This window comes from Streptomyces spinosus (genome assembly GCF_020400655.1).
Classification (GTDB): Bacteria; Actinomycetota; Actinomycetes; order Streptomycetales; family Streptomycetaceae; genus Streptomyces; species Streptomyces argyrophylli.
Window position 1 is genome coordinate 133918 of sequence record NZ_JAINRC010000017.1, and the last position, 22104, is coordinate 156021.

Sequence of the window (22104 nt, forward strand, 5' to 3'; positions counted from 1 at the left end):
CGTCCCGTTCCGGTCGGCACGGCGGCCCGGTCGGAGCCGAGCGCGGCGTCTCGTCAGATCCTGCCCAGTACCCGTGCCAGCAGTTCGCCCATGCGGGCCGCCGAGTCGCGGCCGGCCTGGAGGACCTCCTCGTGGTTGAGGGGTTCGCCGGTCATGCCCGCGGCCAGGTTGGTGACCAGGGAGATGCCGAGCACCTCGGCGCCGGCCTCGCGGGCGGCGATCGCCTCCAGCACCGTGGACATGCCGACCAGGTCCGCGCCGATGACGCGGGCCATGCGGATCTCGGCCGGGGTCTCGTAGTGCGGGCCGGGGAACTGGGCGTAGACGCCCTCCTCCAGCGTGGGGTCGATCTCCTTGCACAGGGCGCGCAGGCGCGGCGAGTACAGGTCCGTCAGGTCGACGAAGTTCGCGCCGACGATCGGGGACGTCGCCGTCAGGTTGATGTGGTCGCTGATCAGCACCGGCTGACCGGGCCGCATGCCCTCGCGAAGACCGCCGCAGCCGTTGGTCAGCACGATGGTCTTGCAGCCGGCCGCGACGGCGGTACGGACGCCGTGCGCCACCGCGGCCACACCGCGGCCCTCGTAGTAGTGCGTGCGGCCCAGGAAGACCAGGGCGCGCTTGTCACCGGAGGAGTACGAGCGGATCTTGCCGCCGTGGCCCTCGACGGCCGGCGGCGGGAAGCCGGGCAGCTCGGTGACCTGGAACTCGGCGTCGGGCGCCCCGAGGGCGTCGACGGCCGGAGCCCAGCCGGAGCCCATCACGAGGGCGACGTCGTGGGTCTCGGCGCCCGTGAGGGCGCGCAGGCGCGCGGCGGCGGCGTCGGCGGCCGCGTAGGGGTCGCCCTGGATGTCGTCCGGAAGAAGAGATGCGTTCACGCCGAAGAGGGTAGCCGGTCTTCGCCTACGCGCGTAGATGACAGAGCCCACGGGTTTGCCTTCGTTGTCTTGTCGTTTTCAACAAGCAGCCGGAAAAAATCGAGCAAGACGCGGCAAAGGGGATGCCCGGAGGATCAGCAGGGGCGCTTGCGGAGCTCCATCACGTAGTCGTGCGGAGCCCCCGCCGACTCCGCCGCGTCGGCGATCTCGCCCAGGTAGCGCGCCGACGGCAGGCCGCCCTCGTACGCGTTCAGGACGTACGCCCAGGCCGGCTCCTCACCGTCCAGCGTGTGCACGCGCACGCGTACCCGGCGGTAGATGTCGAGGCCCACGCCCTCCCACCGGTCGAGCGACTCCTCGTCCATGGGTGCGATGTCGTACAGGCCGACGAAGACCTCGGCCAACGGGTCCTCGACGATCGTCGCCAGCGCCCCCTCCCAGCCCAGCTGCTCGCCGCCGAAGGTCAGCCGCCAGCCGTTCAGCCAGCCGGTGGCGCGCAGCGGGGAGTGCGGGGCGCGGCGGGACATCAGGCGCGCGTCGAGGTTGCCGGCGTACGCGGCATAGAGCGACATGGGGAGAGGGTACGGCAGGCACACCGCGTCCCCCGGGCGCCCCGGGAGCCACCGGGTGGCGCCCCCGGGCAGTGGCACCTTGAAGCGTGCGGGACAATGGAGTACGTGACTCGGATCGTGATCATCGGTGGCGGACCCGGCGGATACGAAGCGGCGCTGGTGGCCGCTCAGCTCGGCGCGGAGGTGACCGTCGTCGACTGCGACGGTCTGGGCGGAGCGTCGGTGCTGACCGACTGCGTGCCGTCGAAGACCCTTATCGCTACGGCCGAGGTCATGACGACCTTCGACTCGTCGTACGAAGAGCTCGGCATCATCGTCGCCGACGACACCCCGCCGCTGGAGCAGGCGGCCCGGGTGGTCGGCGTGGACCTCGGGAAGGTCAACCGCCGGGTGAAGCGGCTGGCGCTCGCCCAGTCCCACGACATCACCGCCTCCGTCACCCGGGCCGGCGCCCGCGTCATGCGCGGGCGGGGCCGGCTGGACGGCATGCAGGCCCTCGACGGGTCCCGCAAGGTCGTCGTCACCGCCGCCGACGGCACCGAGGAGACGCTCACCGCCGACGCCGTCCTCATCGCCACCGGCGGTCATCCGCGCGAGCTGCCCGACGCCCGGCCCGACGGCGAGCGCATCCTCAACTGGACCCAGGTCTACGACCTCACCGAGCTGCCCGAAGAGCTGATCGTGGTCGGGTCGGGCGTGACCGGTGCCGAGTTCGCCGGCGCCTACCAGGCCCTCGGGTCGAAGGTCACGCTCGTGTCGTCCCGCGACCGCGTGCTGCCGGGCGAGGACCCGGACGCCGCCGCCGTCCTGGAGGACGTCTTCCGGCGCCGTGGCATGAACGTCATGGCCCGCTCCCGCGCGCAGTCCGCCAAGCGGGTCGGCGACCGGGTCGAGGTGACGCTGGCCGACGGGCGGGTCATCACCGGATCGCACTGCCTGATGGCGGTCGGCGCCATCCCGAACAGCGCGGGCCTCGGCCTGGAGGAGGCCGGGGTCAAGCTGCGCGACTCGGGTCACATCTGGACGGACAAGGTGTCCCGGACGACCGCGCCCGGCGTCTACGCGGCCGGTGACGTGACCGGCGTGTTCGCGCTCGCGTCCGTCGCCGCCATGCAGGGACGCATCGCCATGTACCACTTCCTCGGCGACGCGGTGGCCCCGCTGAACCTGAAGACCGTCTCGTCCAACGTCTTCACCGACCCCGAGATCGCCACCGTCGGTTACACCCAGGCGGACGTGGACGCGGGGAAGATCGACGCGAAGGTCGTCAAGCTGCCGCTGCTGCGCAACCCGCGCGCCAAGATGCAGGGCATCCGGGACGGCTTCGTGAAGATCTTCTGCCGGCCGGGCACGGGCATCGTGGTCGGCGGGGTGGTCGTGGCACCGCGCGCCTCGGAACTGATCCACCCCATCTCGATCGCCGTCGACAACAATCTGACGGTCGAACAGATCGCGAACGCGTTCACGGTGTACCCCTCCCTTTCGGGGTCGATCGCGGAGGTCGCGCGGCAGCTGCACACCCGCAAGGCGAGCGCGGAGGCCTGACGGCCTTCGCCGGCTTCCCCCTGGTCAGGGGGTGTTGTGGCGTGTGCGGTCGGCATAGTCGGGGCGGGCGGGTTCTATACCACTTCCCGCCCTGCCATGCGAACAACTTCTGTTATTCGGCGCAAACTGCTGAAAGCAGACGGTCGCTGGGGTTACTGTCAGTTTCGTGTTCGCTGCTGAACGTCGCCAATTGATCCTTGAAATGGTGCGAGCGAACGGTGCCGTGTCGCTCCGTGAGCTCGCCCGCGTCGTCCAGACCTCCGAAGTGACCGTACGGCGGGACGTGCGGGCACTGGAGGCAGAAGGACTCCTCGACCGCCGGCACGGCGGTGCGGTACTGCCGGGCGGGTTCACGCGAGAGTCCGGCTTTCCGCAGAAATCCCATCTCGCGACCGCCGAGAAGACGGCCATCGCCGACCTCGCCGCGGGCCTCGTCGAAGAGGGCGAGGCGATCGTGGTCGGGGCCGGTACGACCACGCAGGAGCTGGCCCGCCGGCTCGCGCGCGTGCCGGGCCTGACGGTCGTCACCAACTCCCTCCTCGTGGCACAGGCGCTGGCCCATGCCAACCGGGTGGAGGTCGTGATGACCGGCGGCACCCTGCGCGGCTCCAACTACGCCCTCGTCGGCTCCGGCGCGGAGCAGTCCCTCCAGGGCCTGCGCGTGTCGAAGGCCTTCCTCTCCGGAAGCGGACTGACGGCCGAGCGCGGCCTGTCCACCTCCAACATGCTCTCGGCATCCGTCGACCGGGCCCTCGTCCAGGCCGCGGCGGAGGTCGTGGTCCTCGCCGACCACACCAAGCTCGGCACGGACACCATGTTCCAGACCGTGCCCACGGACCTCATCACCCGGCTGGTCACCGACGAGCCCCCGGCCCACGACGACCGCGCCGCCACGGAGTTGCAGGCGCTCGCGGACCAGGGCGTGCAGATCGCGGTCGCCGGGGCGAGTGGGAACCCGGGGGGTGAACAGGTCCCGGCGACCCGCCGCGCCCCACTGCCGGGGCCGCGCAGGGGGCACGTGGCGCTCCGCTCGGGGGCGGGGCTGGGGGAGTCGGCCGCGGCCGAACGCGGACGCGTCGCCGACCTGCGAAGGCGCTGAGAACCCCCGGACGCCCGTTCCGGGGAGGAGGCGTCGGGCGGCTGAGGGTCCGCGACGGCCGCTCGACGGGACCGGTTCCGCGCCCGCTCAGGCCCGCTGTTCTGGGCCCGCTCAGGCCCGCTGTTCTGGGCCCGCTCAGGCCCGCTGTTCTGGGCCCGCTCAAACCCGCTGTCCTCGGCCTGTCCGGGCCCGGCAGGGGAGGCACGCCCGTGACGGCCGACAGGCCGTTCGGCGGCGGGACATCCAGACCACCAGGCGCCCCCTGCCCGCTGTCCTCCGCCCGAGGCCGGCCGGGCCGCGCACCGCCGCCGCCCACCCGCCGGTGGCGGTCACGCGCGCGTGGCGACGGCCGGGACCGGGACGAGCGAGACGACCACCCGTGACCACCGGCGTCGGGGCCGCCGTGTGGCCGTACAACGGGGTCACCAAGAGGCCGACCCCCGGCGCGGGGCCCTCGTCGAGGCCGGCGACGACCGTGAAGGCTAGGGCCGCCCGGAAAGCGGCCGGCCCCCGGTGTCCGCCGGGGGCCGGTTCGGTGTTTCGCGGTCGGACCTCAGTCCTTGATCTCGCAGATCGCCGCGCCCGACGTGATGGACGCGCCGACCTCGGCGGTCAGGCCCATGACGGTGCCCGCCTTGTGGGCGTTCAGGGGCTGTTCCATCTTCATGGCCTCAAGGACGACGACCAGGTCGCCCTCCTTGACCTCCTGGCCCTCCTCGACGGCGATCTTCACGATCGTGCCCTGCATCGGCGAGGCGAGGGTGTCACCGGAGGCGACCGGGCCGGACTTCTTCGCCGCGCGGCGCTTCGGCTTGGCGCCGGCCGCGAGGCCCGTGCGGGCCAGGCTCATGCCCAGCGACGACGGCAGCGAGACCTCCAGGCGCTTGCCGCCGACCTCGACGACGACCGTCTCGCGGCCCAGCTCCTCCTCCGCCTCGGCGTCGGCGGGCGCGGCGAACGGCTTGATCTCGTTGACGAACTCGGTCTCGATCCAGCGGGTGTGGACCGTGAAGGGGTCCTGGGAGCCGGTCAGCTCGGGGGCGAACGCCGGGTCCCGCACCACCACGCGGTGGAAGGGGATCGCCGTGGCCATGCCCTCGACCTGGAACTCGTCCAGGGCGCGGGCGGCCCGCTCCAGGGCCTCCTTGCGGGTACGGCCGGTCACGACCAGCTTGGCGAGCAGCGAGTCCCACGCCGGGCCGATGACCGAGCCGGACTCCACGCCCGCGTCCAGGCGGACGCCGGGGCCGGACGGCGGGTCGAACCGGGTGACCGTGCCGGGGGCCGGGAGGAAGTTGCGGCCCGGGTCCTCGCCGTTGATACGGAACTCGAACGAGTGACCGCGCAGTACCGGATCGCCGTAACCGAGCTCCTCGCCGTCGGCGATGCGGAACATCTCGCGGACCAGGTCGATGCCGGCGACCTCCTCGGTCACCGGGTGCTCCACCTGGAGGCGGGTGTTCACCTCCAGGAAGGAGATCGTGCCGTCCTGGCCGACCAGGAACTCACAGGTGCCGGCGCCCTCGTAGCCGGCCTCCTTCAGGATCGCCTTGGACGCGCGGTACAGCTCGGCGACCTGCTCCTCGGACAGGAACGGCGCCGGGGCCTCCTCGACCAGCTTCTGGTGGCGGCGCTGGAGGGAGCAGTCACGGGTGGAGACCACGACCACGTTGCCGTGCTTGTCGGCCAGGCACTGGGTCTCCACGTGGCGCGGACGGTCCAGGTAGCGCTCGACGAAGCACTCGCCGCGGCCGAAGGCGGCGACCGCCTCGCGCACCGCGGAGTCGTACAGCTCCGGGACCTCTTCGAGGGTGCGGGCCACCTTCAGGCCGCGGCCACCGCCACCGAAGGCGGCCTTGATGGCGATCGGCAGGCCGTGCTCCCGGGCGAAGGCCACGACCTCCTCGGCGCCGCTCACCGGATCGGGCGTGCCGGCGACCAGCGGCGCGCCGGCGCGCTGGGCGATGTGCCGGGCGGCGACCTTGTCGCCCAGGTCGCGGATCGCCTGCGGCGGCGGGCCGATCCAGATCAGGCCGGCGTCCAGCACGGCCTGCGCGAACTCGGCGTTCTCCGACAGGAAGCCGTACCCCGGGTGGACGGCGTCCGCGCCGGACTCGCGCGCCGCGTTCAAGATCTTCTCGATGACCAGGTAACTGGTGGCCGGGGTGTCACCGCCCAGAGCGAACGCCTCATCCGCGGCGCGGACATGCAGAGCGTCCCGGTCCGGGTCGGCGTAGACGGCCACGCTCGCGATCCCGGCGTCCCGGCAGGCCCGGGCCACGCGGACAGCGATTTCGCCACGGTTGGCGATGAGCACCTTGCGCACGATTGAGGCTCCCTCCTTGAAACAAGCCGAGTTTAGGGACTGCCGACACGGCACTTCGACCCGTCCCCTGTGGTGAGCTTGCCCACACGGAGCGTGATGCGAGGCCCGCTCGACCCGCGAAAGCCCATGTCGCACCTCGGTACGCAGGACTCCTGCGGAAAACCCTAGCCCTGTCATGTGGCCAAGGTCTCTGTGAAGGCGTGCTGCGGCCCACTCGGATTCTTTGTCGAGTCCCTACGAATGGCCCAATGATTCTTTGCTGCTGCCCGAACCCTTGTCCCTGGGTTTACCCGTTAGTAGCGTTCGCGCTGTCCCGAACGTACCTGGGGTAACAGGCTGCTGGTGTGAGAGTGGGTGGGGACCGGTGGTGCGCAGACCGGTGGCAGGGGTCGTGGCGGTCGTCCTCCTGGCGGAGGCCGTTCTCATCGCCGCGCTCAACTGGTTCCTCGGAGTGGTCGTCGACCGCCAGGACATGTCCCTGGCCGGTCTGGACCCGGACGTGATGTCGATGTCGTCGAAGATCGGCGGAGTGGTCTTCGGCCTCTACTTCGCGCTGTGCGCGCTGGTGGCCGCGCTGGTCGCGGTACGGGACCGCGCCCCGGCGGGTCTCGGCCGCGTCCTGCTGATCAGCGCGGCCGTGGTGCACGGCCTGCTCGGCGCGTTCGCCTGGGGCCTGGTGGGCTGGACGGCGTTCCTGTTCATGGTGGTCGTCCTGGCGCTGATCGTGCTGCTCCTGATGACGTACGACCGTGCGGGCGGCCCGGAGGACGCGGCACCCGGCGGCACGCCCGGTGAGGGCGCCGGACCGGCCGCGCGGGCGGAACCGGGCGCGGCCCCCGCCGGCGCGGGCGCGCCGTTGAGCCGTACGGACGAGCCGCAGGACGGGGACGACGGGCCGCAGGACACGGTCCCCGCCCGGTTCACCGCTCCGGTGCCCACAACTCCGTGATGCCCACGCCCAGTTCGGCGAGGAGCTTGCGGAGCAGGGGCAGGCTGATGCCGATCACGTTGCCGTGGTCGCCGTCGATGCCCTCGATGAACGGCGCCGAACGGCCGTCCAGGGTGAACGCGCCGGCGACGTGCAGCGGCTCCCCGGAGGCCACGTAGGCGGTGATCTCCTCGTCGCTGGGCTCACCGAAGCGGACGACGGTGGACGCGGTCGCCGACACGTACCGCTTGGCCTCCGTGTCCCACACGCAGTGGCCCGTCTGGAGGACCCCGGCCCGCCCGCGCATGTTCTTCCAGCGGGCGGTGGCCTCCTCGGCGTCGGCCGGCTTGCCGAGCGCGTGCCCGTCCAGCTCCAGCACCGAGTCGCAGCCGATCACCAGGGCGCCGTGTACCTCCGGTTTCGCCGCCACCACGCTCGCCTTGGCCTCGGCGAGGGCGAGGGCCAGTTCCGCCGGGGTGGGCGCGGTGACGGCGTCCTCGTCGACACCGCTCACGATCACCTCGGGGGCGAGGCCGGCCTGCCGGAGCAGGGCCAGCCGGGCGGGGGACTGGGAGGCGAGCACGAGTCGCCTGCGGGGTTTGGCAGTCATGCGGTCAGGTTAGTCAGCGGGCGCGCCGCGGCTCACCTCAGTCCACTGACGATCATGAACAGCACCATGGCGAGGGCCACCAGGAGCCCGAGCCGCCGAAGCATGTTCTGCGCGTCGCGCAGTTCCTTCGGCGGCTCGTTCTCCGGGTCTGACCACAGCATCCCTCCAGCGTGCGGCTTCGGCCGGGCAGCGCGCCTGAGTACTGCTACTCAGGTTGGCGCCCCGGTGCGGTGCCCGGAACCGCTCAGGCCGGCCAGTAGGTGCGGGACCAGGAGACCGGGCCCGGGCGGGGGACGCTGCGGGCCGCGATCCGGGACGGGTCGGACCACGCGTCCCTCGGGGACTCCGCGCCGGACGGCGTCGTCGCCGCCGCCGCGGCGCGGGCGCGGACCACCGCCAGTGCGGCGGCCAGCTCCTCCGGGGTCGGATTGCCTCGTACGACCTTGATGTTCATGACCGCTCCCGGGGTCGGCAGGCTTGGCGGGTGACCTAGGGCATCTCGGACCCTAGAGGGGGATGTTGCCGTGCTTCTTCGGAGGGAGGGATTCCCGCTTGGTGCGCAGCTGACGCAGCCCGCGGACGATGTGCGCGCGGGTGTCGGACGGCATGATCACCGCGTCGACGTAGCCGCGCTCGGCCGCGACGTAGGGGTTGAGGAGGGTGTCCTCGTACTCCTGGATCAGCCGGGCGCGCACCGCCTCGGCGTCCTCGCCGCTCGCCTCCGCCTCCGCGATCGTGCGGCGGTGCAGGATGTTGACCGCGCCCTGGGCGCCCATGACGGCGATCTGGGCCGTGGGCCAGGCCAGGTTGAGGTCGGCGCCCAGGTGCTTGGAGCCCATGACGTCGTACGCGCCGCCGAAGGCCTTGCGGGTGATGACGGTGATCAGCGGCACGGTGGCCTCGGCGTAGGCGTAGATCAGCTTGGCGCCGCGCCGGATGATGCCGTCGTGCTCCTGGTCGACGCCCGGCAGGAAGCCGGGCACGTCCACGAAGGTCAGCACCGGGATGTTGAAGGCGTCGCAGGTCCGCACGAAACGGGCGGCCTTCTCGCTCGCCGTGATGTCGAGGCAGCCGGCGAACTGCATCGGCTGGTTGGCGACGACGCCGACCGGGTGGCCCTCGACCCGCCCGAACCCGGTGAGGATGTTCGGCGCGAACAGGGCCTGGGTCTCGAAGAACTCGGCGTCGTCCAGGACGTGCTCGATCACCGTGTGCATGTCGTACGGCTGGTTGGCGCTGTCCGGTACGACGGTGTCCAGCTCGCGGTCCTCGTCGCTGACGGAGAGGTCCGCCTCCTCCGGGAAGGCCGGGGGCTCGGAGAGGTTGTTGGACGGCAGGTACGACAGCAACTGCTTGACGTACTCGATGGCGTCCTTCTCGTCCCCGGCCATGTGGTGGGCCACGCCGGAGGCGGTGTTGTGGGTGCGGGCGCCGCCCAGCTCCTCGAAGCCGACGTCCTCGCCGGTGACGGTCTTGATGACGTCGGGGCCGGTGATGAACATGTGCGAGGTCTGGTCGACCATGACCGTGAAGTCCGTGATGGCCGGGGAGTAGACCGCGCCGCCCGCGCAGGGCCCGACGACGAGCGAGATCTGCGGGATGACACCGCTGGCGTGGGTGTTGCGCCGGAAGATCTCGCCGTACGCCCCCAGGGAGGCGACCCCCTCCTGGATGCGGGCGCCGCCGGAGTCGTTGATCCCGATGACCGGGCAGCCGGTCTTCAGGGCGAAGTCCATGACCTTGACGATCTTCTGGCCGTAGACCTCGCCGAGGGCGCCGCCGAAGACGGTGAAGTCCTGCGAGAAGACCGCGACCGGGCGGCCGTCGACCGTGCCGTAGCCGGTGACGACGCCGTCCCCGTACGGGCGGTTCCGCTCCAGCCCGAAGTGGGTGGACCGGTGCCGGGCGAACTCGTCCAGCTCGACGAACGACCCTTCGTCGAGCAGTAGTTCGATCCGCTCACGTGCCGTCAGCTTGCCCTTGGCGTGCTGCTTCTCGACGGCGCGCTCGGAGCCGGCGTGCGTCGCCTCGTGGATGCGGCGCTGGAGATCCGCGAGCTTCCCCGCGGTCGTGTGGATGTCGATCTCTTGGACCTCGTGACGCTCTTCCGGCTCGGACATCGGGATGCGGCTCCCTGCCTGCTCAAAAGGGGGGACGGTTACTCATCCGTAGAGTAGTGGCGGGCCTGCGGATCAGCAGTGCGTCGTTTACCACACCTAGGGTGGCTTGCATGACGCCGCAGAATCCATCAGACGACAACCGCTGGTCCGACCTGGACCGTCCGCCCCTGAACGGCGCCGCCCTGCGCCGCGGACTGGTCAGGCAGGACGGCCTGTACTGCGACATCGAGGTGGTGCAGCGGACCGGTTCCACCAACTCCGACCTGGTCGCCCTGGCCGCCGCAGGCGACGCCGACGAGGGCGCGGTCCTGGTGGCCGAGGAGCAGACGACGGGCCGGGGCCGGCTGGACCGCCGCTGGACGGCTCCGCCGCGCTCGGGCCTGTTCTTCTCCGTCCTGCTCAAGCCCACCGAGGTACCGGTGGCCCGCTGGGGATGGCTGCCGCTGCTGACGGGCGTGGCGGTGGCGACCGGGCTGTCCCGGGCGGCGGGCGTCGACACGGCGCTCAAGTGGCCGAACGACCTGCTCGTGACCGTGGGCGGGGAGGAACGCAAGGCCGGGGGCATCCTCGCCGAGCGGGCCGGCGACGACGGCGTCGTCATCGGCGTCGGCATCAACGTCACCCTCAGGGCGGACGAGCTGCCGGTCCCGCAGGCGGGCTCCCTGGCCCTGGCCGGGGCGCTGGGCACGGACCGGGATCCGCTGCTGCGGGCGGTGCTGCGGTCGCTGGAGGACTGGTACGGGCGCTGGCGGGCCGCGGGGGGCGATCCCTCGGCGAGCCGGCTCCAGGAGACGTACACCGCGGGCTGCGCGACCCTCGGACGGGTGGTGCGGGCGGAGCTGCCGGGCGACCGCTCGGTGGTCGGGGAGGCCGTGGCGCTGGACGGCGACGGGCGGCTGATCATCGCCACGGAGAACGGGCTGCAGGAGCCGGTGGGAGCGGGCGACATCGTCCACCTGCGGCCGGCGTAGAGGTCCTCGGCAACGCGCGGGGGCCCGCGCGACCAGCCACGATGGAGCCGCAGCCGGACGCGGCGGCCACGCGCCGCCGGACCACGCCGGTTCGCTCGACCGGTGCCGGGAACGCGTGCCGTCGGCCCAGCCCGACGGAGTGAGCTGGCGCACACCTGCCGTAGAGTTGAGGCCGGTCGATACCTGACCGCGGCAGATCGGAAGGGCAGCAGGCGTGACCGTCGACGACACGGGCTCCGGCGCTGGCGGGGACGGCCGGGTGGACCCCCACGCCCCCGAGACCGGCGATGACCCGCTGGCCCTGCGTCTCGAACAGCTCATCCTGGGCGCCGAGCGCCGCTACACCCCGTTCCAGGCCGCCCGCAGCGCCGGCGTCTCCATGGAGCTGGCGTCCCGGTTCTGGCGGGCGATGGGCTTCGCGGACATCGGCCAGGCCAAGGCCCTCACCGAGGCCGACGTGCTGGCCCTGCGCCGCCTCGCGGGTCTGGTGGAGGCGGGGCTGCTGAGCGAGGCAATGGCGGTGCAGGTGGCCCGGTCCACCGGGCAGACCACCGCCCGGTTGGCGGAATGGCAGATCGACTCCTTCCTGGAGGGCCTGACCGAGCCCCCGGAACCGGGGATGACCCGCACCGAGGTGACGTACCCGATCGTCGAACTGCTCCTGCCCGAGCTGGAGGAGTTCCTCGTCTACGTCTGGCGGCGCCAGCTCGCCGCGTCGGCCGGCCGGGTCGTCCAGACCGCCGACGACGAGGAGATGGTCGACCGGCGGCTCGCCGTCGGCTTCGCCGACCTCGTCGGCTTCACCCGGCTCACCCGCCGCATGGAGGAGGAGGAGCTGGGCGAGCTGGTCGAGGCGTTCGAGACGACCGCCGCCGACCTGGTGGCGGCGCGCGGCGGCCGGCTCATCAAGACCCTCGGCGACGAGGTGCTGTACGCGGCGGACGACGCCGGTGTGGCCGCGGACATCGCGCTGCGGCTGGTGGAGACGCTGGCGAACGACGAGACGATGCCCGAGCTGCGGGTCGGCATGGCGTTCGGCACGGTGACCACCCGCATGGGCGACGTGTTCGGTACGACGGTGAACCTGGCCTCCCGGCTGACCTCGATAGCCCCGCGCGACGCCGTCCTCGTGGACAGCGCGTTCGCCGAGGAACTGATCCGCAGCGGGGAGGCGCCCGCCTCGGAGGCGGAGGCGGCGGAGGCCGCCGCGGCGGCCGAGAAGGAGGGCGAGGACCCGCCGGTGTACCGCTTCGCGCTCCAGCCGATGTGGCAGCGCCCGGTGCGCGGGCTCGGCGTGGTCGAGCCGTGGCTGCTCACCCGCCGCGACGGCCGGCCGTAGCCGTCGGCCGCTGCCCGGGCAGCCGCTAGCCGTGCCGGTCGCCGATGTCCACGCACAGTCCGATCACCGGCACGCACACCCCGCCCGGGCGGGGCTCCGGGTCCGCCGGGCCGTGGCCGGGGGTGGGGGTGGGGGTGGCGGTCGGTGTGGGGGTCGCCGGGGCCGGGCGCGGGGCGGACGTCGTCGGCGCGGGCGGCCGGGACGTGCCGCTCGGCGGGCCCGGGGTCCGGCTCGGCAGAGCGGTGGGTACGGCGCTGCCGCCGGGCGTGGTCGCGGCCGGGTCCGGGGCCGGCGCCGTACGGGCCGGGGAGGCGGTGGGCACCGGCACGAGGCTCCTGCCGCCCATGGCCGAGGTCGCCGACGGCAGGGCGGTCGGGGCGGCGGCGATGGTGGCCGCGGTGCCGGCGGAGCGGTCCGTGGGACTCCCGCCCGGGCCGGTCCTGGGCTCGGCCTCCGCGGTGCCCGGCGCGCCGACTCCCGCGTCCGGAGCGGCCCGTACCAGGCTGAGCACGCCCGCGGCCAGGGCGAGGCCGCCGGCGGCCAGCAGCACCTTGCGCGGGCGGGGCTTGCGGTGCCGGCCGCGCCGTACTCCCGGCGTACCCTCCGGCGCGCGTTCCCGCTCGGCGCCGGAGTGTGCAGGTATCGGTGTCATGGGTCCCGCACGCTATGCGCTCGTGTGGGCGGTGTGCGGCGAGAAGGCCGGGATGTCACTCGAACGGGTGTAGCCCCCTGGACTTCACGGGAAGGGACCCGGCTGCGATGATCAGGGCGACGGCTGTTAACCCGCGTTAACCGGAGGGTGTCATGGGCGAGGAGCGGTTCGGGGAGTTCGTGCTGGTGCGGCGGCACGGGCACGTCGCGGAGCTGGTGCTGGACCGGCCCAAGGCGATGAACGCGGTCTCCACGGAGATGGCCCGCTCCCTCACGGGCGCCTGCGCCGCGCTCTCGGCCGACCGGGACGCCCGGGTGGTCGTCCTCACCTCGTCGCACGAACGGGCGTTCTGCGTGGGGGCGGACCTGAAGGAGCGGAACTCCTTCACGGACGCCGACCTGGTGCGGCAGCGGCCGGTGGCCCGCGGAGCGTACACCGGGGTGCTGGAGCTGCCGGTGCCGACGATCGCGGCGGTGCACGGCTTCGCGCTGGGCGGCGGGTTCGAGCTGGCGCTGTCCTGCGACCTGATCGTGGCGGACCGCACCGCCGTGGTGGGGCTGCCGGAGGTGTCCGTGGGCGTGATCCCGGGCGGCGGCGGCACCCAGCTGCTGCCCCGGCGGGTCGGCGCGGCCCGCGCGGCGGAGCTGATCTTCTCGGCGCGGCGGGTGGAGGCGGCGGAGGCGGCCGAGCTGGGCCTGGTGGACCGGCTGGTGGAGCCCGGCCGGGACCGCGAGGAGGCGCTGGCACTGGCCGAGCGGATCGCCGGCAACTCGCCGGTCGGGCTGCGCGCGGCCAAGCGGGCGCTGCGCCTGGGGCACGGGCTGGACCTGCGGGCCGGGCTGGAGGTGGAGGACGCGGCCTGGCGCTCGGTGGCCTTCTCGGGCGACCGGGCGGAGGGAGTGGCGGCCTTCAACGAAAAGCGCAAGCCGCAGTGGCCGGGAGAGTGACAGCGCCCCGAGGGCACGCGGAGACCTCCGGCACCCGGTAACGGTCCGGGGCCCGCGCCCGGAGGGGCGCGGGGAACGGCGCGAGCGGCCACGGCGCGCCGGTGCCTGGCGATGGTGTGGGGGCCGGTGCCCGGAGGGGCGCGGGGAACGGCGCGAGCGGCCACGGCGCGCCGGTGCCTGGCGATGGTGCGGGGGCCGGTGCCCGGAGGGGCGCGGGGACGGCGCGAGCGGCCACGGCGCGCCGGTGCCTGGCGATGGTGCGGGGGCCGGTGCCCGGAGGGGCGCGGGGAACGGCGCGAGCGGCCACGGCGCACCGGCACCCCGGCAACGGTCCGGGACCCCGCCCCAGTAGCCGCGCGCGGCCAGCGGCAACACACCGGCGCCCGGCAACTCTCCGCACCCCGAGCCGCCAGCCGCCCGCCCTCACCCGCACCGCGCGGAGCGCGAGCGCACGGCCCGCCACCTGATCGCCGCACCCACAGCCCCAAACCCCCCATTCCTCCCTAACCTGGAGTAATGGGTGAGGACAAGCGGCTGGCCGCAGTCGTGGCGCTGGCGCAGGGCATGGCGGCGGCGCACACCCCGCGGGAGTGCTGGCGGGCCGCCGCCCGCGGCGCCTGCCACGCGCTGGACGGCAGCTTCGCCGCGCTGTCGGTGTGGGAACGCGAACTGGGCCGGCTCCGGGTCCTGGTGAACGTGGGCGACCGGGCGCCGGACGAAGAGGAGTTCCCGGAGGCCGAGACCTACCCGGTGCACCAGTTCCCCGAGATCACCGAGTTCCTGCACGAGCGGTGGGCCGGCGGCGGGGGCCCCAACGCCTGGGTGGAGACGGCCGAGGGCACGGCGAAAGGCACCCCCGGCTACTTCCACCAGCGCGTCGCCGCCCTGCGCCGCCGGGGCCGCGGCTGCTGCGTGGTCGCCCCGGTCGTCCTGCACGGCCGGGCCTGGGGCGAGCTGTACGTGGCGCGGCCGGTCGGCGAGCCCCTCTTCGCGCGCGGCGACGCCGACTTCGCGACCGTCCTCGCCGCCGTCGTCGCCGCGGGCATCGCGCAGACCGAGCGGCTGGAGGAGGCCCGCCGGCTCGCTTTCACCGACGCGCTCACCGGCCTGGCCAACCGCCGTGCCGTCGACGTACGCCTGGAGGAGGCCGTGGAGCGGCACCGCGCGCAGGGCGTGGTCGTCAGCCTGGTGGTCTGCGACCTCAACGGGCTCAAGCGGGTCAACGACACCCTCGGGCACGCCGTCGGCGACCGCCTCCTCGAACGCTTCGGCTCGGTGCTGTCGCTGTGCGGCGCGATGGTGCCGGGCGCGCTGGCCGCGCGGCTCGGCGGGGACGAGTTCTGTCTGCTCGCGGTCGGGCCGCCCGCCGACGAGGTGGTGAAGGCGGCCGACGAGCTGTGCAGGCGGGCCGGCGAGCTTCAGCCGGGGGAGGGCGTCGCCTGCGGGGTCGCCTCGACCGAGGACGCGATCGGCGAGGTGCGGGACGCGCGCCGGCTGTTCCGGCTCGCGGACGCGGCCCAGTACCGGGCGAAGGCGCTGCGCCTGGACCGGCCGGTGGTGGCCGGCCGGGAGGGGCCGGACGATCCGGTGGTGCGACTGGCCGACGCGCCACCGCCCGCACGGGCCGAACGGCGCCGCTTCCGCGGACGCCGGCCGTGAGGCGAAGCCCACACCGCGCGGTAAGGGGTGCTCCCGGTCCCCACTAGTGACACCGGGGCATTCAATGCGTACGCTCCTGAATATGGATATGCACACTGTGGTGGTGGGGACGTCCGGCGTCACCGCGTCCGACGTTCTCGCCGTGGCGCGCGGCGGTGCCCGCATCGAGCTGTCGGCGGAGGCGGTGGCGGCCCTCGCGGCGGCCCGGGAGATCGTGGACGCGCTCGCGGCCAAGCCCGACCCGGTCTACGGCGTCTCCACCGGCTTCGGCGCCCTCGCGACCCGGCACATCAGCCAGGAACTGCGCGCCCAGCTACAGCGCAACATCGTCCGCTCGCACGCCGCCGGCATGGGCCCCCGGGTGGAGCGCGAGGTCGTACGGGCCCTGATGTTCCTGCGCCTGAAGACCGTCTGCTCCGGGCACACCGGTGTGCGGCCCGAGGTCGCGCAGACCATGGCCGACGTGCTGAACGCCGGGATCACCCCGGTCGTGCACGAGTACGGCTCCCTCGGCTGCTCCGGCGACCTGGCGCCGCTGTCCCACTGTGCCCTCACCCTCATGGGAGAGGGGGAGGCGGAGGGCCCCGACGGCACCGTCCGGCCCGCCGGCGAGCTGCTCGCCGAGCACGGGATCGCCCCCGTCGAGCTGCGCGAGAAGGAGGGCCTCGCCCTCCTCAACGGCACCGACGGCATGCTCGGCATGCTGATCATGGCCCTCGCCGACCTCGACACCCTCTACAAGTCCGCCGACGTCACCGCCGCCCTCACCCTGGAGGCGCTGCTCGGGACGGACAAGGTGCTCGCGCCCGAACTGCACGCCATCCGGCCCCATCCGGGCCAGGGCGCCTCCGCCGCCAACATGCTCGCGGTGCTCAAGGGCTCCCAGCTCACCGGGCACCACCAGGACGACGCGCCCCGCGTCCAGGACGCCTACTCGGTGCGCTGTGCCCCGCAGGTCGCGGGCGCCGGCCGCGACACCCTCGCGCACGCCCGCCTGGTCGCCGAGCGGGAACTGGCCTCCGCCGTCGACAACCCCGTCGTCCTGCCCGACGGCCGCGTGGAGTCCAACGGCAACTTCCACGGCGCTCCGGTCGCCTACGTCCTGGACTTCCTCGCCATCGCCGCCGCCGACCTCGGCTCCATCGCCGAGCGCCGCACCGACCGGCTGCTGGACAAGAACCGCAGCCACGGCCTGCCGCCGTTCCTCGCCGACGACGCCGGCGTGGACTCCGGTCTGATGATTGCTCAGTACACGCAGGCCGCGCTGGTCAGCGAGCTGAAGCGGCTCGCCGTCCCCGCCTCCGCGGACTCCATCCCGTCCTCCGCCATGCAGGAGGACCACGTCTCCATGGGCTGGTCGGCCGCGCGCAAGCTGCGCACCGCCGTGGACAACCTCACCCGGGTCATCGCCATCGAGCTGTACGCGGCCACCCGCGCCATCGAGCTGCGCGAGGGCCTCACCCCGGCGCCCGCCTCCCAGGAGGTCATCGAGGCCGCACGCGCCGCGGGTGTGCGGGGTCCGGGCCCGGACCGGTTCCTGGCGCCCGACCTGGCCGCCGCCGACGCGTTCGTGCGCGGCGGCGATCTGGTGACGGCCGTGGAGAAGGTCACCGGCCCGCTGCAGTGAACGCGAAGGGGCCCCGGCACACCGGCCGGGGCCCCTCCACACTACGGACGGAACGTCACTTCAGCTTGGCTGACTGCGCTTTCACCACCGGAGCGGAGACCGTGTAGGCCTTCTTGCTCATCATCGCCCCGATGTTGATCGTCGTGTAGGTGGCGAGGGTGTTCCCGTGCCGCACGACCTCGGCGTGCAGCGGCATGGCGCCGTCCTCGCCCGCGTCGTCGGTCGCGGTGAAGGCCACCGACGCGTCACCCGTGCCCGAGGACTTCTCCTCGGCGACCTTGGTGAACTTGCCCTTCTCACCGTCCTGCACGCCGGAGAAACCGGCCGCGCAGGACTTGACCGCGTCGGAGACCGACTTCAGGGCCCGCTCGGCGCCGTCGCCGTCGTACGAGGCCAGGGTGACCACGGTGACGTCGAGGTCCATGGACTTGTTGATCGCGTCCTCGAACTTGCCGTCGGCCAGGTCGTCCAGGGACGTCGCGTCGTCCGTGGGGTCCTTCTTCTTGTCCTCCGTGGCCATCCGGCTGGTGTCCGCCGCCGGCTCACCGGGCGCGATGCCGGTGAACACCTGGAGCACCGGCCGGCACTTGGCGTCGTCGGACGTGACCTTGGCGCGGTCGGGGACGCCGCCCTCGACGGGGCCCACCTGGAACCCGGGCACCTCGCCCTTGGCGATGATCAGCTTCTTCAGTTCGGCGGCGCTCAGCGCCTTCGCGGCCGGCTTCGCCGCGTCCGGGCCCTTGGCGTCCCCGGAGTCCTTCGCCCCTCCGTCGCCACAGCCCGTGACGAGGGCGAGCGACAGCGCGCTCACAGCCGCGGTGGCGCACAGCCGCACGCCCGATGATCTCTTCATGAGCGAACTATGAGCGGGCTGTCAAACTTTCGTCAAGGACGATTAAAAGCCCAGGCGTTCCCGGCGCACCGAGTACGCGACGAATCCGGCACCCACGGCCAGGAAGAGGCTGCCGCCGACGACGTACGGAGTGGTGTCGAAGCTTCCCGTGTCGGCCAGCCCGGCCGCCTCCTCCGCCTCCCGGCCGGTGTCCTCGGTGGTGGCCACCGTGACTGCTCTCGCCTGCGTGACCTGCGTCGGCGCGGACGTCCGCGCCGTCTGTCGGGCCGGGGCGTCCTGCGAGGCGTTCGCGGACGGGACGAACCACAGGGCGCACAGCAGGGTGCCCGCGGCGGTGGCGGTCAGCAGCGGACGGCGAGCGGATGACACGGAATATCGATCCCCTTGTGACGCTGGCGAATTGGCCGTGTGGGGCGATGTTAGTGAAAGGCGCGGGTCACAGGAAAGTCACGGGAGGTTTCGGCCGTACGCTCCCGCCATGAGCACAGAAGAGACATCACGTTTTGTGCGGCTTCGTGTGGAGCTGGTGCTGGAAGTCCAGGACGACGACGAGGTGGCCAAGGCCGCGCTGCGCCGGATCGCCGGGGACCCGGAGCTCCCGGAGGGGGAGCGGGCCCAGGCCGAGGCCGCTGTGACGGAAGACACCGCGGAGGCCCTGGCGTATCTCGTGGACCCGTTCGACCTGGTGAGCGAGGTGCCCGGAGTGGAACTGCAGCAGGCGTCCTGGTCCAGCGAGCGGGTCGACTACGACCCCGATTCGCCCGACTGGGACCTGGACGAGGATGATGGGGCGGACGACGGGGAAGAGGACGGCATCGGCTGAGCGTCGCGGGGCACCCATGACCCCGGACGGCAACCGCCGTCCGGGGTTTCGTCGTCCCAGGAGACGCACGGACCGAACCCCGCACCACCCGCCGTCGCGGACGAGCGCGTTCCGCGGACGTGGGATGCCCCACAGCCCGACGGGCTGGGGAACGGGAGGAACCGGCCGTAGCGTTGAAGGTTCCTGGCGGGGACTTACGGGGTTATCGCGACTCGGCAACGATGGAGAAGCTTGTGATGACGAACAGTACGCGGCGTAGGCGCCTGACGGCCGCGTCCGCTCTGCTCGGTGGTGTGCTGGTGCTGACGGGGTGTTCCGGCGGAGACGCCGACGCCACTTCCGGCGGCAACGACACCTCGCAGGCCAAGGCCGACGATGCGGCGGCCAAGAAGTCGTCGGAGGCGCAGATCACGATCACGCCCAAGGACGGCTCCGACAACGCCTCGATCAACAACTCCGCGGTCGTCTCCGTGCGCAAGGGCACGCTCACGTCCGTCACGATGACCAGCCAGGACGGCAAGACCGTCGCCGGGCAGCTGTCCGCCGACAAGAAGAGCTGGAAGCCCAGCGTCCGGCTGGAGCGCTCCACCACCTACAGGCTCGCCGCGGAGGCCGAGGACTCCGGCGGCCGCATAGCCCACGAGAACGCGTCCTTCACCACGGTCTCCCCGGCCAACAGCTTCATCGGCACCTTCACCCCGGACAACGGCGCGACGGTCGGCGTCGGCATGCCGGTGTCGATCAACTTCGACAAGGCGATCACGAACAAGGCGGCCGTGCAGAAGGGCATCACGGTCAGCTCCAGCAGCGGCCAGGAGGTCGCCTGCCACTGGTTCAACGCCAACCGGATGGACTGCCGCCCGGAGGAGTACTGGAAGGAAGGCTCCACCGTCACCCTGAAGCTGGCGCTCGACGGCGTCCAGGGCGCCAGCGGCGTCTACGGCGTCCAGCAGAAGACGGTCACCTTCCACATCGGCCGCAACCAGGTCTCCTACGTCGACGCGCAGACCAAGCAGATGAAGGTCACGCAGGACGGCAAGGTCGTCAAGACCATACCGATCTCCGCCGGCTCGCCGGAGAACAAGACGTACGAGGGCCGGATGGTGATCTCCGAGAAGTTCAAGGAGACCCGGATGAACGGCGCGACGGTCGGCTTCACGGACGACGACGGCAAGGGCGAGTACGACATCAAGGACGTGCCGCACGCCATGCGCCTGACCAACTCCGGCACCTTCATCCACGGCAACTACTGGGGCGCGCCCTCGGTGTTCGGCAACGTCAACACCAGCCACGGCTGTGTGGGCCTGCAGGACAAGAAGGGCGCCAACGACCCCAGCACGCCGGCGTCCTGGTTCTACGACCACTCGCTGATCGGTGACGTCGTGGTCGTGCAGCACACCGGCGACAAGACCGTCTCGCCGGACAACGGCCTCAACGGCTGGAACATGGACTGGGCGCAGTGGAAGGCCGGCTCGGCCGTCTGACGTCCCCTCACCCGCCGAAACCGGTGCCGCCCCCAGGGGCGGCACCGGTTTTTTCACGGGCCGTCACCCGGGAGTCCCCGGGGGGCCGGGGGAAGCCTTCTCATGCTCCTCTTATGGCGGCCTTATGGTGCCATCACGGTCCGTCCCTAGCTTGCGGCCATGTTCTTCACCTACCTGAGGCGCGAACTGCGCCGCCGCATAAAGGCGGCCCTCGTCGTCGCCTCCGGCCTCGCGCTGGGCATCGCGCTGGTCATCGTGGTCAACTCCGTGTCCAACGGCATGGGGAAGGCCCAGGACAAGGTGCTCCAGTCGCTGTACGGGCTGGGGACCGACATGACGGTGACCAAGGCGGCGTCGGCGTCCACCGGTGACGCCCAGCGCCCGCGCTTCCGGTTCGACGCGCAGAACGACGGGGACGACTCCACCCAGAGCAGCGACCGCGTCATGGTGCAGGGCTTCCAGACCCTGTCGGCCTCCACGGTGACCGAGGTGGGCTCGCAGTCCGGGGTCTCGGACGCGGTCGGCGGACTGAGCCTGCAGGTCCTCAAGGTCAGCGGGCAGTTCACGCGGGGTCAGTTCCAGCAGGGCGGCGGCGGCTTCCAGCGGGGCGGGAACGGTCGGCCCCAGGGCGAGGTGAGGGGCGGCGGCGCCGACTTCGACGTCAACAGCTACTCGGTGTACGGCACCGACGTCACCAAACCCGGCCTCGGCCCGCTGACCTCCTCGAAGATCACCAGCGGCCGTACCTTCAGGACGACCGAGACCGACGCCGAGGTCGTCGTGGCGGACTCCGCCTACGCCAAGGAGAAAAAGTACAAGGTCGGCTCCACCGTCACCATCAAGGGCGTCAGGTTCACGGTGATCGGCATCGCCACCGCCGACAGCGGTGACTCGGCCGCCAACCTCTACGTCCCGCTGAAGCAGGCCCAGACCCTCGGCGGCGCGAAGGACAAGGTGACCACGATCTACGTCAAGGCGGCCGACTCGAAGAGGATCGACAGCGTCAAGTCGACGATCCGCAAGAACGTCCCGGGTACGACGGTCACCACCTCCGCCGACCTCGCGGACACCGTCTCCGGCTCCCTGTCCACGGCCTCCTCCCTCGCCGCGAACGTCGGCAGGTGGCTGTCGCTGGCGGTGCTGGTGGCCGCGTTCCTGGTGGCCGGCCTGCTCACCTCCTCGGCGGTCTCCCGCCGGGTCCGCGAGTTCGGCACGCTGAAGGCGCTGGGCTGGCGGTCGGGCCGGGTGACCCGGCAGGTGGTCGGCGAGGCCATGGTCAACGGCCTGGTCGGCGGCGCCCTCGGCATCGCCCTCGGCCTGGCGGGCGCGTACGCCGTGACCGCCATCAGCCCCGGCCTCCAGGCCCAGGTCGGCGGCACGGGGGGCGGCCCCGGCGGTGGTGGCGGCTTCCCGGGCGGCCCCGGCCGGCGGACGGCGAAGACCCTGGAGGTGGCCCTCACGGCCCCGGTGAGCCTGACGACGATCGTCCTGGCGGTGGGCCTCGCGGTGGCGGGCGGCCTGATCGCGGGCGCGTTCGGCGGCTGGCGGGCCTCCCGGCTGCGCCCGGCGGACGCGCTGAGACGGGTGGAGTAGGCCGGCTTCCCGGCCGGGTCGGCCGGCCCGGCCCGTCCGGCCGGGGAGCGCGGGCGACCGCGCGCCCGCCCCCCGCGG

At 72.6% G+C, this 22104-nt stretch carries 21 protein-coding genes; 11 read left to right on the forward strand and 10 right to left on the reverse strand.

Translation table 11 applies throughout. From position 1 onward, the window contains the following. Nucleotides 1-53: 53 nt before the first annotated feature. Nucleotides 54-878: a purine-nucleoside phosphorylase gene (locus LG395_RS30195; protein WP_171153358.1), complete on the reverse strand. Its 825-nt coding sequence runs from the start codon at nucleotides 876-878 to the stop codon at nucleotides 54-56. A 134-nt stretch (nucleotides 879-1012) separates the two neighbouring features. Next, nucleotides 1013-1450, reverse strand: coding sequence for a gamma-glutamylcyclotransferase family protein (locus tag LG395_RS30200; RefSeq protein WP_014674593.1), 438 nt, complete (start codon nucleotides 1448-1450; stop codon nucleotides 1013-1015). A gap of 96 nt (nucleotides 1451-1546) precedes the next feature. On the opposite strand from LG395_RS30200, the gene LG395_RS30205 reads away from it, so the two are divergent. After that, a complete protein-coding gene (locus LG395_RS30205; protein WP_171153357.1) occupies nucleotides 1547-2995 on the forward strand; it encodes an NAD(P)H-quinone dehydrogenase in 1449 nt (482 codons plus the stop codon). A 166-nt stretch (nucleotides 2996-3161) separates the two neighbouring features. After that, a complete protein-coding gene (locus LG395_RS30210; RefSeq protein WP_225811863.1) occupies nucleotides 3162-4094 on the forward strand; it encodes a DeoR/GlpR family DNA-binding transcription regulator in 933 nt (310 codons plus the stop codon). Nucleotides 4095-4647: 553 nt separating this feature from the next. On the opposite strand, the gene LG395_RS30215 is transcribed toward LG395_RS30210, so the two are convergent. Further along, nucleotides 4648-6420, reverse strand: coding sequence for an acetyl/propionyl/methylcrotonyl-CoA carboxylase subunit alpha (locus LG395_RS30215; protein WP_171153356.1), 1773 nt, complete (start codon nucleotides 6418-6420; stop codon nucleotides 4648-4650). A 379-nt stretch (nucleotides 6421-6799) separates the two neighbouring features. On the opposite strand from LG395_RS30215, the gene LG395_RS30220 reads away from it, so the two are divergent. After that, a complete protein-coding gene (locus tag LG395_RS30220) occupies nucleotides 6800-7369 on the forward strand; it encodes a hypothetical protein (RefSeq protein WP_372463481.1) in 570 nt (189 codons plus the stop codon). Here LG395_RS30220 and LG395_RS30225 read toward each other — a convergent pair. From LG395_RS30225 to LG395_RS30235, 4 genes are all read right to left on the reverse strand, one after another. Continuing rightward, complete coding sequence (locus tag LG395_RS30225) at nucleotides 7341-7958, reverse strand: Maf family protein (RefSeq protein WP_171153355.1); 618 nt, start codon at nucleotides 7956-7958, stop codon at nucleotides 7341-7343. The two genes, LG395_RS30220 and LG395_RS30225, sit on opposite strands and share 29 nt — an antisense overlap. Before the next feature lie 32 nt (nucleotides 7959-7990). Then, the gene (gene mmpB, locus LG395_RS41280) at nucleotides 7991-8119 is read right to left on the reverse strand and encodes a morphogenic membrane protein MmpB (protein ID WP_263983217.1); all 129 of its coding nucleotides are present in this window, start codon (nucleotides 8117-8119) and stop codon (nucleotides 7991-7993) included. Nucleotides 8120-8202: 83 nt separating this feature from the next. Then, nucleotides 8203-8412: an acyl-CoA carboxylase epsilon subunit gene (locus LG395_RS30230; RefSeq protein WP_171153354.1), complete on the reverse strand. Its 210-nt coding sequence runs from the start codon at nucleotides 8410-8412 to the stop codon at nucleotides 8203-8205. A gap of 52 nt (nucleotides 8413-8464) precedes the next feature. Next, on the reverse strand, nucleotides 8465-10078 hold the full coding sequence (locus LG395_RS30235) for an acyl-CoA carboxylase subunit beta (protein WP_171153352.1): 1614 nt from the start codon (nucleotides 10076-10078) through the stop codon (nucleotides 8465-8467). A gap of 110 nt (nucleotides 10079-10188) precedes the next feature. Here LG395_RS30235 and LG395_RS30240 point away from each other — a divergent pair, with 110 nt between their 5' ends. Both LG395_RS30240 and LG395_RS30245 read left to right on the forward strand, forming a co-directional pair. Beyond that, nucleotides 10189-11049: a biotin--[acetyl-CoA-carboxylase] ligase gene (locus tag LG395_RS30240; RefSeq protein ID WP_225811865.1), complete on the forward strand. Its 861-nt coding sequence runs from the start codon at nucleotides 10189-10191 to the stop codon at nucleotides 11047-11049. 214 nt (nucleotides 11050-11263) lie between these two features. After that, the gene (locus LG395_RS30245; protein WP_171153349.1) at nucleotides 11264-12388 is read left to right on the forward strand and encodes an adenylate/guanylate cyclase domain-containing protein; all 1125 of its coding nucleotides are present in this window, start codon (nucleotides 11264-11266) and stop codon (nucleotides 12386-12388) included. Nucleotides 12389-12413: 25 nt separating this feature from the next. On the opposite strand, the gene LG395_RS41285 is transcribed toward LG395_RS30245, so the two are convergent. Further along, entirely contained in the window at nucleotides 12414-13040 is a 627-nt protein-coding gene (locus LG395_RS41285) for a hypothetical protein (protein WP_263983218.1), read from the reverse strand. Between the two features lie 152 nt (nucleotides 13041-13192). Between LG395_RS41285 and LG395_RS30255 the strand changes: the two genes are divergently transcribed. From LG395_RS30255 to hutH, 3 genes are all read left to right on the forward strand, one after another. Beyond that, a complete protein-coding gene (locus LG395_RS30255) occupies nucleotides 13193-13987 on the forward strand; it encodes an enoyl-CoA hydratase/isomerase family protein (RefSeq protein ID WP_171153347.1) in 795 nt (264 codons plus the stop codon). A gap of 516 nt (nucleotides 13988-14503) precedes the next feature. Continuing rightward, entirely contained in the window at nucleotides 14504-15646 is a 1143-nt protein-coding gene (locus LG395_RS30265) for a GGDEF domain-containing protein (protein WP_171153345.1), read from the forward strand. 88 nt (nucleotides 15647-15734) lie between these two features. Further along, nucleotides 15735-17273: a histidine ammonia-lyase gene (hutH, locus tag LG395_RS30270; protein WP_225811911.1), complete on the forward strand. Its 1539-nt coding sequence runs from the start codon at nucleotides 15735-15737 to the stop codon at nucleotides 17271-17273. 55 nt (nucleotides 17274-17328) lie between these two features. On the opposite strand, the gene LG395_RS30275 is transcribed toward hutH, so the two are convergent. Together LG395_RS30275 and LG395_RS30280 are read right to left on the reverse strand one after the other, a co-directional pair. Beyond that, nucleotides 17329-18126 carry a hypothetical protein gene (locus tag LG395_RS30275; RefSeq protein ID WP_225811866.1) on the reverse strand — a complete coding sequence of 266 codons (798 nt, stop codon included), beginning with the start codon at nucleotides 18124-18126 and terminating at the stop codon, nucleotides 17329-17331. Between the two features lie 42 nt (nucleotides 18127-18168). Next, a complete protein-coding gene (locus LG395_RS30280) occupies nucleotides 18169-18495 on the reverse strand; it encodes an LAETG motif-containing sortase-dependent surface protein (protein WP_171153343.1) in 327 nt (108 codons plus the stop codon). Nucleotides 18496-18604: 109 nt separating this feature from the next. Between LG395_RS30280 and LG395_RS30285 the strand changes: the two genes are divergently transcribed. The 3 genes from LG395_RS30285 (at nucleotide 18605) to LG395_RS30295 (ending at nucleotide 22026) form a co-directional block, all read left to right on the forward strand. Next, nucleotides 18605-18949: a hypothetical protein gene (locus LG395_RS30285; RefSeq protein WP_225811867.1), complete on the forward strand. Its 345-nt coding sequence runs from the start codon at nucleotides 18605-18607 to the stop codon at nucleotides 18947-18949. Nucleotides 18950-19185: 236 nt separating this feature from the next. After that, nucleotides 19186-20433: a L,D-transpeptidase gene (locus tag LG395_RS30290; RefSeq protein ID WP_225811868.1), complete on the forward strand. Its 1248-nt coding sequence runs from the start codon at nucleotides 19186-19188 to the stop codon at nucleotides 20431-20433. A 159-nt stretch (nucleotides 20434-20592) separates the two neighbouring features. Next, on the forward strand, nucleotides 20593-22026 hold the full coding sequence (locus tag LG395_RS30295) for an ABC transporter permease (RefSeq protein WP_225811869.1): 1434 nt from the start codon (nucleotides 20593-20595) through the stop codon (nucleotides 22024-22026). The last annotated feature ends 78 nt before the right edge of the window (nucleotides 22027-22104 follow it).

Coding starts and splice junctions, on each gene's coding strand:
- LG395_RS30200 (WP_014674593.1), bottom strand. CDS start 1,450: ATGTCGCTCTATGCCGCGTACGCCGGCAACCTCGACGCGCGCCTGATG.
- LG395_RS30205 (WP_171153357.1), top strand. CDS start 1,547: ATGGAGTACGTGACTCGGATCGTGATCATCGGTGGCGGACCCGGCGGA.
- LG395_RS30225 (WP_171153355.1), bottom strand. CDS start 7,958: ATGACTGCCAAACCCCGCAGGCGACTCGTGCTCGCCTCCCAGTCCCCC.
- mmpB (WP_263983217.1), bottom strand. CDS start 8,119: ATGCTGTGGTCAGACCCGGAGAACGAGCCGCCGAAGGAACTGCGCGAC.
- LG395_RS30230 (WP_171153354.1), bottom strand. CDS start 8,412: ATGAACATCAAGGTCGTACGAGGCAATCCGACCCCGGAGGAGCTGGCC.
- LG395_RS30235 (WP_171153352.1), bottom strand. CDS start 10,078: ATGTCCGAGCCGGAAGAGCGTCACGAGGTCCAAGAGATCGACATCCAC.
- LG395_RS30240 (WP_225811865.1), top strand. CDS start 10,189: ATGACGCCGCAGAATCCATCAGACGACAACCGCTGGTCCGACCTGGAC.
- LG395_RS41285 (WP_263983218.1), bottom strand. CDS start 13,040: ATGACACCGATACCTGCACACTCCGGCGCCGAGCGGGAACGCGCGCCG.
- LG395_RS30255 (WP_171153347.1), top strand. CDS start 13,193: ATGGGCGAGGAGCGGTTCGGGGAGTTCGTGCTGGTGCGGCGGCACGGG.
- LG395_RS30265 (WP_171153345.1), top strand. CDS start 14,504: ATGGGTGAGGACAAGCGGCTGGCCGCAGTCGTGGCGCTGGCGCAGGGC.
- hutH (WP_225811911.1), top strand. CDS start 15,735: ATGCACACTGTGGTGGTGGGGACGTCCGGCGTCACCGCGTCCGACGTT.
- LG395_RS30275 (WP_225811866.1), bottom strand. CDS start 18,126: ATGAAGAGATCATCGGGCGTGCGGCTGTGCGCCACCGCGGCTGTGAGC.
- LG395_RS30285 (WP_225811867.1), top strand. CDS start 18,605: ATGAGCACAGAAGAGACATCACGTTTTGTGCGGCTTCGTGTGGAGCTG.
- LG395_RS30290 (WP_225811868.1), top strand. CDS start 19,186: ATGACGAACAGTACGCGGCGTAGGCGCCTGACGGCCGCGTCCGCTCTG.
- LG395_RS30295 (WP_225811869.1), top strand. CDS start 20,593: ATGTTCTTCACCTACCTGAGGCGCGAACTGCGCCGCCGCATAAAGGCG.